Annotated in this window: 9 protein-coding genes and 1 pseudogene; 3 read left to right on the forward strand and 7 right to left on the reverse strand. The window is 61.5% G+C overall.

Annotation, left to right across the window (positions count from 1 at the left end):
* On the forward strand, window positions 1–467 hold a 467-nt coding region (locus K7I12_RS16800), incomplete at its 5' end, for a response regulator transcription factor (RefSeq protein WP_231664748.1).
* Between the two features lie 13 nt (window positions 468–480).
* Here K7I12_RS16800 and K7I12_RS16805 read toward each other — a convergent pair.
* The 7 genes and pseudogenes from K7I12_RS16805 to K7I12_RS16835 form a co-directional block, all read right to left on the reverse strand.
* A pseudogene (locus K7I12_RS16805) lies at window positions 481–649 on the reverse strand (4Fe-4S dicluster domain-containing protein); the annotation flags it as partial.
* Window positions 650–874: 225 nt separating this feature from the next.
* Complete coding sequence (locus K7I12_RS16810) at window positions 875–1,825, reverse strand: electron transfer flavoprotein subunit alpha/FixB family protein (protein WP_231664749.1); 951 nt, start codon at window positions 1,823–1,825, stop codon at window positions 875–877.
* 14 nt (window positions 1,826–1,839) lie between these two features.
* A complete protein-coding gene (locus K7I12_RS16815; RefSeq protein ID WP_087720950.1) occupies window positions 1,840–2,613 on the reverse strand; it encodes an electron transfer flavoprotein subunit beta/FixA family protein in 774 nt (257 codons plus the stop codon).
* Window positions 2,614–2,692: 79 nt separating this feature from the next.
* A complete protein-coding gene (locus K7I12_RS16820; RefSeq protein WP_087720951.1) occupies window positions 2,693–3,541 on the reverse strand; it encodes a 3-hydroxybutyryl-CoA dehydrogenase in 849 nt (282 codons plus the stop codon).
* 76 nt (window positions 3,542–3,617) lie between these two features.
* Window positions 3,618–5,267: an acyl-CoA synthetase gene (locus tag K7I12_RS16825; protein ID WP_231664750.1), complete on the reverse strand. Its 1,650-nt coding sequence runs from the start codon at window positions 5,265–5,267 to the stop codon at window positions 3,618–3,620.
* Between the two features lie 85 nt (window positions 5,268–5,352).
* Complete coding sequence (locus K7I12_RS16830) at window positions 5,353–6,747, reverse strand: solute carrier family 23 protein (RefSeq protein ID WP_087720953.1); 1,395 nt, start codon at window positions 6,745–6,747, stop codon at window positions 5,353–5,355.
* Between the two features lie 80 nt (window positions 6,748–6,827).
* The gene (locus K7I12_RS16835; protein ID WP_087720954.1) at window positions 6,828–8,621 is read right to left on the reverse strand and encodes an acyl-CoA dehydrogenase; all 1,794 of its coding nucleotides are present in this window, start codon (window positions 8,619–8,621) and stop codon (window positions 6,828–6,830) included.
* Between the two features lie 282 nt (window positions 8,622–8,903).
* Here K7I12_RS16835 and K7I12_RS16840 point away from each other — a divergent pair, with 282 nt between their 5' ends.
* Window positions 8,904–10,724, forward strand: a complete 1,821-nt coding sequence (locus K7I12_RS16840; protein ID WP_231664751.1) for a PAS domain-containing sensor histidine kinase — start codon at window positions 8,904–8,906, stop codon at window positions 10,722–10,724.
* A gap of 25 nt (window positions 10,725–10,749) precedes the next feature.
* Window positions 10,750–11,088: a response regulator transcription factor gene (locus K7I12_RS16845; protein ID WP_231664752.1), complete on the forward strand. Its 339-nt coding sequence runs from the start codon at window positions 10,750–10,752 to the stop codon at window positions 11,086–11,088.
* Window positions 11,089–11,204: the final 116 nt, after the last annotated feature.

Raw genomic sequence — 11,204 nt, forward strand, 5'->3', positions numbered from 1 at the left:
GTTCCAGGGCCTCGTCGACGTTGATGTCGCTGATGGTCATGTCACCGCATGGCGTAGTGGGCGGATGTGCGTACTATGCCAGAGAAATCAGGTGGTTGGCGACCCTAATTCAGAACCACCTAAATAGTTACATCGAGAAACCCTTCAACCACCAGCAGTTGATCGACTGCATACAACAGGCCTTGGCCTTGAACCAGCATCAACGCCTGGCACAACGGCGGCACGACGAACTTGTCGCCCGTTTCGCCGAGCTGCGGCCGAAGGAACAACAGATTCTGCGCCACGTTGCCGAGGGCATGACCAGCCGTGAGATTGCAGAGCACCTGGACATCAGTGCCAAGACCGTGGAGGTCTACCGGCTTCGGACCATGCGCGCCTTAGGTGCCGAAAACCTTGCCGAACTGGTCAGGATGGCGGTGGCATTAGGGTTGGTCGAAGTTATGCCAAAAGAGAAGGGGGAAGAGTAGGAACTCAAGAGTTTGCCGGTTCGTCATAGTTGGGCAGGTTGTCGCGGATCGGCAGCTTGGGATCGCTGAGCCTGAGGTGGCAGGGCTGGTCTTCCTCGTGATTGGTGTTGGACAGGAACACCGAGGAGGGATTGTTGAAGGTCGGGCTTGGGGTAGTCGATCCGCTCGCCCTCGGCCGCCTGCTGCATCAGGCGGCCGCCAGGCCCGAGGGCCCGGCGCCGCCGTGGTCCATCGACAACCGGAAGGAACCAAGTAGGGCGGGTTGAGGGAAGCGAAACCCACCGGACCAAGATGGCCCCCGCGGGCAAGGTACGCAGCCCCCGGCCTACGGTTGAACCGCCGGGACTTGGCGAAAGGAGCCCTTAGCCAACGTCCTCGAAGCGCCGGTGGTCAACATCATCGTCCGCTTACAGCTTGCCCTCGAGCTCGGGCACGGCCTCGAACAGGTCGCCCACTAAGCCATAGTCCGCGACCTGGAAGATCGGCGCCTCCTCGTCCTTGTTGATGGCGACGATCACCTTGGAATCTTTCATCCCCGCCAGGTGCTGGATGGCCCCGCTGATGCCCACCGCAATGTACAGCTCAGGCGCCACGATCTTGCCGGTCTGCCCCACCTGCATGTCGTTGGGCACGAAGCCGGCGTCCACCGCCGCCCGCGAGGCGCCGATCGCCGCGCCGAGCTTGTCGGCGATGCCGTCGAGCAGCGCGAAGTTCTCGCCGCTGCCCATGCCGCGCCCGCCGGAGATCACCACCTTGGCGGCACCCAGCTCCGGCCGGTCGCTTTCGGCCAGCTGCTCGCCGACAAAGGACGACAGGGCGTTGTCCACCACGGTGTCGATCGCCTCGACGGGGGCGCTGCCCTGATCTTGTGAAGAGCCGCCGACCGCATCGAAGGCGGTGGCGCGCACGGTGATCACCTTCAGGGCGTCAGCGCTCTGCACGGTGGCGATGGCGTTGCCGGCGTAGATCGGGCGCTTGAAGGTGTCGGCGCCCTCCACCGCGATGATCTCGGAAATCTGCGCCACGTCCTTGAGCGCGGCGAGGCGCGGCAGCACGTTCTTGCCGGTGGTCGAGGCCACCGCCAGCACGTGGGAATAGTCGTCGGCCAGCGCCACCAGCAGCTCGCCCAGGGGCTCGGCCAGCTGGTGGGCATAGACGGCGGCATCGGCGACGCGCACCTTGCTCACCCCGTCGAGCCTGGCGGCCGCCTCGGCGATGGCGCCGACGTTCTCGCCGGCCACCAGCACCTCGATATCGCCGCCGCTCTCCTCGACAATATGTTGCGCCGCGGCGACCACGTGGGCGGTGGCCGAGCCCAGTTCTCCATCGTGATATTCGGCAAGGACCAGAATGCTCATGCGATCAGCTCCTTTCAAAGCACTTTGGCTTCGTTCTTGAGTTTGTCCACCAGCTCATCGACGGAGCCCACCTTGACGCCGCCCTGGCGCTCGGCCGGCGGCTCGATCTTGACCAGGGTGAAGCGCGTGGCAACCTCGACGCCGAGCTCCTCCGGGGTCTTGACGTCCAGCGGCTTCTTCTTGGCCTTCATGATGTCGGGCAGCTTGGCGTAGCGCGGCTCGTTCAGGCGCAGGTCGGTGGTGACGATGGCCGGCAGCGCGAGCGACAGGGTCTGCAGGCCGCCGTCGATCTCGCGGGTCACCTTGAGGCGCTTCTCATCACCTTCAGCCTCGACGCTGATGTCGGAGGCGAAGGTGCCCTGGGGGCGGCCGGTCAGGGCGGCGAGCATCTGGCCGGTCTGGTTGTTGTCGCTGTCGATGGCCTGCTTGCCGAGGATCACCAGGTCCGGCTGCTCGGCCTCGACCACCTTGGCCAGCGCCTTGGCCGCGCCCAGCGACTCGACGCGCGCGTCGGTCTCGGCTGACGTATCAACATGGATGGCACGGTCGGCGCCCAAGGCCAGGGCGGTGCGCAGCTGCTCCTGGGCGGCCTTGGGGCCGACGGTGACCGCGACCACCTCGGTGGCCACGCCTTTTTCCTTGAGCCGCACCGCCTCTTCCACGGCGATCTCGCAGAAGGGGTTCATGGCCATCTTGACGTTGCTGAGATCGACGTCGGAGTGATCCGGCTTGACCCGGATCTTGACGTTGTAGTCGATGACGCGTTTGACCGCGACGAGGATTTTCATAAATTCCCCCTAATACTCGTTTGATAGAAAAAACAACGAATAGGCAAGTTACGAGATTTCATGTCGCGAACGGTAGCGCTCAGGCATAGACGTGGAAGCCGCGCCCGCTCTTGCGGCCCAGGTGACCGGCCGCCACCAACCGCTTGAGCAGCGGGCAAGGCCGGTACTTGGGATCGCCGAAGCCATCCTGCAGCACCTCCATGATCGCCAGGCAGACGTCCAGGCCAATCAGGTCGGCCAGGGCCAGCGGGCCCATGGGATGGGCGGCGCCCAGTTGCATGGCGCGGTCGATGTCCTCGGCGCTAGCCGCCCCCTCCTGCAGCAGGAAGGCCGCCTCGTTGATCATCGGCACCAGCAGGCGATTGACCGCGAACCCCGGCGAGTCGGCGATCGCCACCGCCGTCTTGCCCAGTTCCTCGGCCAGCGCCTCGATCTTGGCCACGGTGGCATCCGCGGTCTGCTCGGCGCGGATCACCTCCACCAGCCCCAGCACCGGCACCGGGTTGAAGAAGTGCATGCCCACCACGCGTTCGGGACGTTCGCTGACCGCGGCCAGCCGGGTCAGCGACAGCGAGGAGGTGTTGGAGGCGAGGATTGCCTCGGGGGACAGCCGCGACAGGTCGCGGAACAGCGACTCCTTGAGATCGGGCCGCTCGGGCGCCGCCTCGAGGATCACCTCGCAGTCGGCCAGCGCCTCCAGCGAGGTGGTCGGCGCGAGCCGCGCCAGGGCGGCATCACCTGCCTCGGCGGTCAGTTTGCCCTTGTCCACCAGCTTGGTCAGGCCCTTCTCTATCTCCGCCTGGGCCCGCGCCAGCGGCGCCTCGGCGACGTCGTAGAGGCGCACCTCGCGACCGGCGGTCAGCGCCACCTGGGCGATGCCCTGGCCCATGGTGCCGGCGCCGACGACGCCGATGGCCTGCTTGCTCATGTGTTGGATCTCCTCTGTCGTGAAGTCATGGGCCGATGCTATGCATGCGATGTCGGATACGAAGGCTATCTCAGCGTCAGCAACCCGACTCCTGACGGGCCAGCTCGCGCAATACGAACTTCTGAACCTTACCGGTCGAGGTCTTGGGCAAGTCAGTGAAAATGACTGTCTTGGGAGCCTTGAAATGGGCCAGCCGCGCTCGGCAATGGTCGATGATGGCTTGTTCGCTTACCTCGTCATGACCCGCCTTGAGCTTGATGAAGGCGCATGGGGTCTCTCCCCATTTCTCGTGAGGCCTGGCCACCACGGCGGCTTCTTCCACGGCAGGATGGGCATAAAGAACATCTTCCACTTCCACGGTGGAGATGTTCTCTCCTCCTGAGATAATGATGTCCTTCAGGCGATCCTTGATCTCGATATAGCCATCGGCGTGCCATACCGCGAGGTCGCCGGTATGGTACCAGCCACCGGACAGTGCTTCCTGGGTGGCCTCGGGATTCTTGAGATATCCTTTCATGACATTGTTGCCACGCATCAGGATCTCGCCGATGGTCTCACCGTCCTTGGGAACGGGAGCCAGTGTCTCACTGTCTGCCACACACAAAGTCTCAAGCATATGACCACGCACCCCCTGACGAGACTTGAGTCTGGCCCGCTCCTCCAGAGGAAGCTCGTCCCAGGCCTTGCGCCAGGCACAGACCGTCACCGGGCCATACACCTCCGTGAGGCCATAGACATGCGTGACTTCGATACCCAGGGCCTCGACCCCGGCGATAACGGATGCCGGCGGTGCAGCCCCGGCGGTGGTGGCCTTGACCGGATGTTTCAAGGCACGACGTTGTGACTCAGGTAGGTTGACCAAGCCATTCAACACGATGGGAGCGCCGCTGAAGTGGCTGACCTTCTCATCATGCAACAAGGCCATTACCTTGGCCGGCTCTACTCGACGAAGACAAACATTGACACCGGTGTTGGCCGCTATCGTCCACGGGAAGCACCAGCCATTACAGTGAAACATCGGCAAGGTCCAAAGATAGACCGGGTGCGGCCGCATGTGCCATTCGAGGATGTTGCTGATCGCATTCAGGTAGGCCCCCCGGTGGTGATAGACTACACCCTTGGGGTTGCCTGTGGTGCCCGAAGTGTAGTTGAGCGAAATCGCCTGCCATTCGTCATCGGGAAGACGATAGTCATAGTCCGGGTCGCCCTCAGCAAGCAGTGCTTCATACTCAACGACACCGACTGAACTCGCCTCTCCCTCGAACGATGCATCGGCCACATCGATCACCAGCGGCTTATCATCGAGCCTTGAAACAGCTTCCTCGATGACTGAAGCGAATTCTGGATCCACCAGGATCGCTTTCGCCTCACCATGCTCGAGCATGAAGGCGATAGCCTCGGCATCGAGACGGATGTTCAAGGTGTTGAGTACACAGCCTGCCAGCGGCACGCCGAAGTGGGCCTCGAACATTGCCGGCACATTGGGCAACATTGTCGCTACCGTATCGCCGTGACGAACACCACGTGCTTCCAGTGCCGAGGCCAGTCGCCGGCAACGCTCCCATGTCTCTCCCCAGTTGCGACGCAGCTCACCATACACGACTGCCGGATAATCGGGATAAATCTGGGCACTTCGCTCGATAAAGGTCAACGGCGATAGTGCCACATGGTTGGCCTGGGTTCTGGGCAAACCCTGCTCGAATATATTATCCGCTTGATCTTTCATGCTCGACTCCACTCATTGCTGTCCGCAGCAATTAGTCAGTTATGCGTATTATGGCCTGGCGTGGTCTCGTTACGTTACCAGCAGGCTATTGGTGACTCGTGGCCTTGACCGGCTCATCATCAGCCTCATTATGGAGAGGCGCTTTGGCTTCGAACCCAAAAAGGTTCTGTTTTTCCACCAGATAATAGAGGATGCAGCCAGCGGCCAGCCCCCAGCCGGCACCATAGACCGCCAGCACTACCGCCATGGTGCCGGCCACACCCCGCTCGGCCGTGCTATGGGCCTGCTCCATTCCCACCATCAGGCAGATATAGCCGGTCAGGATCAGGGTCAGCGACAGCGCGATGGGGAGTACCGGCTGGAACAGGCTGACCAGGGGCAGGGTGAAGAGGGCAACAAAGCCGGTGATCCAGAAAGTTCCTCCACCGCTGAAGATGGAATCCATCGCCGTGCGTCCATATTTGTAGCGCTCGGCCATAGTAGCGGTGACTGCCGTCCAGATCGGTCCGGCCAGACCCGGATAAGGAGCAAGAAAGGCATGGATCAGGTTACGCAGGGCGGTTACATGGTGTACCCGGTCGGTACTGTAGTCGATCTTCTCATCGGGACGAAGGTGGTCCACCCGAGACATCAAGGTGCGGCCGACGACGATATCACCAAAGGCAATGACGTAGGCGATCACTGCCGTGGGCACGGCCAGCATGAAAACATCCAGACTGGGGAACCCCACCACGAAGGGGAGGTAGTGCCACATTTCAGCGAAGTTCGGCTGAGTGATGCCCCATTCGATAGCTGGAAGAGGATATTCGCCGATCGACCAGGCGATCACGATAGCAGCTATCATCCCCGGCACGATGCCATAATTGGCGATTCTTTTAGCGATGGCATGGCGCTCTACCCAGCCTCTAAAGGCTAGAGAAAATAGTAAGAATATAGCCAATAGCGAACCTAAAGTGAGAGAGATCGGAGTGTTGGAAAGCCTACCGCCCTCCTGGATCTCGCCGGTAATCGCTGCGATACCGGCTCCCACGATAATTCCTGCCTGCAGAGAGTTTGGCACCAGATGAACCAGCTTAGCGCCCAAGCCCGTCACCCCTAGCAGAAAGAAAATCAGAAACACCAGGAACTGCAGCGCGAATAGGGCCCGAATGGCTTCAGGGCCCGGCTCGAAGTTGCCGAGAAACACCAGCACGATGGGCACCGCCGGAGTGATCCAGCCTGGCACCAGTGGCACTCCCATCAGGGCCGGCAGCATGAAACCGATACCGCAGACCACCACGAAGCCCAGTGCAACATCATAGGGTAGCCCCAAATACTGCTCGAGTAGCGGAATCATTGCCAGGCTGACCACAAACATGATCAGCCCCTGGATCATCTCAGCCGCTTCCCAGCGGTAATGGATAAAGGGCAAACGAATCTTGAAGGGACCTGCGGGCCAGTAAGGCTGCTCTTCACCATGCCGGCGCTTGTTGAGTTGCATGGAAGTCTCCTGCCATCCATCTCTAGATGGCTGATTGTGATTGTGATTGTGAAGACACGTCTTATCGACGCTGACTTCGACTACAGCGCTTCGCTATCCAGCTCACCGAGTGTCGATACCCCCGCCTCGATCACTGCCAGCTGGGCACGCCCCAGTGGCAGCCAGTGGCGTAAGGCGAAGTCGGCACTGGAGAGCTTCATGCGATAGAAGGCACTATCAGGGGGGGTATCGTGCAGCGCCATCTGCGCCTTGAGTGCTGAACGTCCCATCAGCCACGCACACAGCACGTGCCCCGTGAGATACAGAAAGGGGGTGGCGAACGCCTGAATGGCATCCGGCCCTTGGTCGGGATGCCTACCTTGCTCGAGCACCAGCGCCATGCCTCGGCGTAGATCCGCCGCGCCTGCCCGGAGAGCCTGCCCAAGCGTCGCCAATGTAGTAGAAGCCTCCAGTTCACTGGATGTCGCCTCGACCTCATCGATGATCTCCGCTAGAGCAGTGCCACTGTCACGCAACAGTTTTCGCCCGGCCAGATCCAGCGCCTGCATGCCGGTCGTACCTTCGTAGATCGTGGTTATCCGGGCATCGCGCAGCAGTTGCGCGGCACCGGTCTCCTCCACATAGCCCATGCCGCCATGCACCTGAATGCCCAGCGAGGCGATCTCCACGACTTGCTCGGTCGAGAAGCCCTTGACAATCGGTGTCAGCAGATCGACTCGCATCTCGGCTTGCTCGCGAGCAATACCATCCTCTGCCTGGCGAGCACGATCTGTTTCGCCCGCCGTGAACAGCGCCAGGGCACGCAGGGCTTCTATGCGCGAGCGCATCGACAGCAAGGTGCGACGCACCTCGAGGTGCTGGACCAGGGTTGCCGGACCTCCCCCCCGGGCTTGAGGTACCCGCCCCTGGACACGCTCGGCAGCATAGGCGACGGCCTGTTGATAGGCGCGTTCAGCCACGCCAATGGCTTGAATGCCCACCTTGTGGCGCGCCTCGTTCATCATGGTGAACATATGGTTCAACCCGCGCCCTGGCTCGCCGACCAGATAGCCGATGGCCCCTTCCCGGTCACCGAAGCTCAGCGTGCAGGTGGGAGAACCGTGGATACCCAGCTTGTGCTCCAACGACGTACACACCACGTCATTACGCTCGCCGAGGTTGCCGTCTTCGTCGACCAGAAACTTGGGCACCAGAAACAACGAGATCCCCTTGTTGCCTTCCGCGGCATCGGGGGTGCGAGCCAGCACCAAGTGGAGAATGTTCTCGGCGCAGTCATGCTCGCCCCAGGTGATGAAGATCTTCTGGCCAGTGAGCCGGAAATGATCACCCTCGGCCACTGCCTTGGTACGGACCTGCGATAGATCGGAGCCGGCCTGTGGCTCGGTCAGGTTCATGGTGCCGGTCCAGCCCCCCTCTACCAGCTTCTCCAGGTAGCGTGATCGCAGGGCATCGTCGCCATGATGGGAGAGAGCTTCGATGGCACCGGCGGTTAGCATGGGGCACAAGGCGAGGGCCATGTTGGCAGCGTGCCAATACTCCTGTACCGCGCTGGCTACCACCTCTGGCAACCCCTGCCCCCCCAGCTCGGCGCTGCAGCCGATGCCATTCCAACCGCCAGCGACGAAGGCTTGATAGGCCTCGGCAAAGCCTTGAGGGGTTTGCACCTCACAGCCCTCGAGCCGGCAACCTTGCCTATCACCGATCTGATTGAGCGGCGCCCAGACCTGGCTGGCCAGTCGCCCCGCCTCTTCCAGCACCGCTTCCACCAGGTCGGGCGTGGTCTCTGTGAAGGCCGGCAACGTCAAAGACCGGCTTTCCAGCAATTCTTCGAGCACGAAACGCGTGTCTCGGATAGGGGGGTTGTAAACCGTCATGGCACTACCTTGAGATATGTATTTACCAACACCTATAGTGTTTTCACTACTTTTTATTGGCAATGCCTCAAAGGTCGTGGCTAGACTAAAGGGGAAAGCCCAGGAAGGTGTGGAGACGGCGCGGGTGTTGCGCTCCACGGCACGAGGACCTGAGAATGAGCTGTCATATCCCCTTTACCCGGCCTGGGGCAGATGAGAGGCAGCCCTTCGACTGCTTGGTCGGTACGTCAATCAACGCGCCTGCTCTTGCAGGCTCCCCCTGCAATACGCGCCAGGAGTCCCATGGATTACCGCCCCTATGTCGACATCCCGCTTCCCGTGGTCGTGGTCGTGGTCGCCATCGCCGGGAAACACAAGGGACAGGTAAGCTTTGCTAATCCTCAGGCCGAACGACTATCCGCCGAACTCGGCTTGACGACCGAGGATCTGCTCCCCTCCGGTGCCTTCAAGCCACTCTCTACAGCCCGCCTGAGCCATGGCCTGGAATGGATCCGTGGGATGCACGCTCTCCGCTGGCGACCGACGCCACTCGATCCACGACACTGCCTATGGATCGCTGAAGTGCTGAGCGAGGAACATGCCATCATCGTTCGTCTGACCAAAGACAGGGATCGGTACCGAGAGCTGGCCGAAAGTACGACCGACCTGATTTCGCGTCATGCCAAGGACGGGACCTTCTTGTATGCCTCCAGGGCGGCGAAAACGCTGCTGGGCTACGAGCCCGAGGAACTCATCGGTGCCTCGGCCTACGACATGTTCCATCCCGACGACTTGACCGCCATGCTCAACAAGTCGCCACGCATCTACCACGACAGCGGTTTCTATCAGCAGACCTACCGATTCCGGGCAAAGGATGGCCACTATGTATGGTTTGAGACCACCAGCCGCACCCACCGCGATCCGCTGACGGGTGAGCTGATCGATATTCTCTGCGTCTCGCGGGATGTGAGTCGGCGCATCCATGCTGAGGCGACCCGTGAGCGCCTGGCACGCGTGGTGGAATCCACGACCGATTATGTGCTGTTCGTCGACGACAGCGAAAAAGTGTTTTATTCCAATGAGGCGGCACGCTATCTGTTGCAGCTTTCCAGCCAGGAAAGCGAAATTCAGCTCAACCAGGCTTATCAGGAAGAGTCATTACGACGGCTGCGCCAGACAGCGTTTACCGCCGCTTCTCGTCAGGGGGCCTGGAGTGGTGAGTTGGAGATGCGCTCTCCCAGAGGGCCGGTGCCAGTGCTGACCGTGGTTATCTCCCACCGAGGGCCAGGGCCAGGGTCAGCGCAGGACCATCTATCACTACTCAACCGCGACATCGGCCTACGCAAGAAGGCGGAAGACCAGGCTCGCATCCACCAGCAGCAGATCGCCCATGCCAATCGGCTGGCCGCCACCGGTGAGCTGGCCTCCAACATCGCACATGAACTCAATCAACCGTTGGGCGCCATTGCCAATTATGCGAGTGGCGTGCTGATGCAGCTTCGTGCCCGCCCGGGCTTACCCGCCTTGGCGCTGGAGGAGCCCCTCAGCCGTCTCAACGATCAGGTGCAGCGACTCGCCGAGCGACTGCGGCACATTCGCAACTTCGTGCGCAAAGGACAAATTCGTCCAGGGCCGGTTGCGCTCGAAGAGGTGCTAGACAGCGCCTGCCATCTCTGCGAATGGCAGTTCAGGGCGAAGCGGATCGAGATCGATATCGTGAGCTCTCCTGGGCTCCCCCCCGTGATGGCCGATGCGACGGCACTCGAACAGGTGGTCGTCAACCTACTGCTCAATGCCCTGGATGCCAGCTGCGACACCCCTGATGCGCGCCATGTGCGCTTGGAAAGCTGGCAGTCGGGGCCAGGTGAGCTCGCCTTCTCGGTTACCGATCAGGGGCCCGGTCTCACACCGGAAGCCGCCGCCGCCGCCTTCACTACCTTCTACTCCACCAAGCCGGAAGGGCTGGGAATGGGACTCGCCATCAGCCGTTCACTGATCGAGACCATGGGGGGCAAGCTGTTTATCGACGACAGCTACCAGGCGGGGGCACGCTTCGTTGTGGCTCTGCCCAAGGCTTCAACTTCCTGCCGCGACGGCATTAACGGTACACTTGGGGGATCTTGAGGCAGCGACCGAGGAGAGAACGTTGGTGGAAGCGAACCTGACCCCGGACGCAGCCGACCGGTCGTTGGTCGCAGTAGTGGATGACGACGAAGCGTTACGTGATTCGCTGATCTGGCTACTCCGATCCGTGGGACTCGAGACCGCTGCTTACCCCACCGGCGAAGCCCTGCTCGAGGCCAATGATGTCCATCACGCGGCGATCCTGCTGGACGTACGTATGCCCGGCTTGAGCGGCCTACAGGTGCAGCAGCAGTTACGAGAGCGTGGTGATGTCGCCCCGGTGATCTTCATGACGGGTCACGGTGACGTCCCCATGGCGGTGCAAGCGCTCAAGGCCGGCGCCTTCGACTTTATCGAGAAGTAACTATTCAGCTCATGCCGCCTGATCCTGGTCGTCCTGTCGCATGAAGGTGGGCACCTCGCCGGCAAACAGTTGCTCCAGCGCCGTATGCGCCGCCATGCCTTGCTTGACCGCGGTGG

It is taken from the genome of Halomonas sp. IOP_31 (assembly GCF_021151495.1).
Lineage (GTDB): Bacteria > Pseudomonadota > Gammaproteobacteria > Pseudomonadales > Halomonadaceae > Modicisalibacter > Modicisalibacter zincidurans.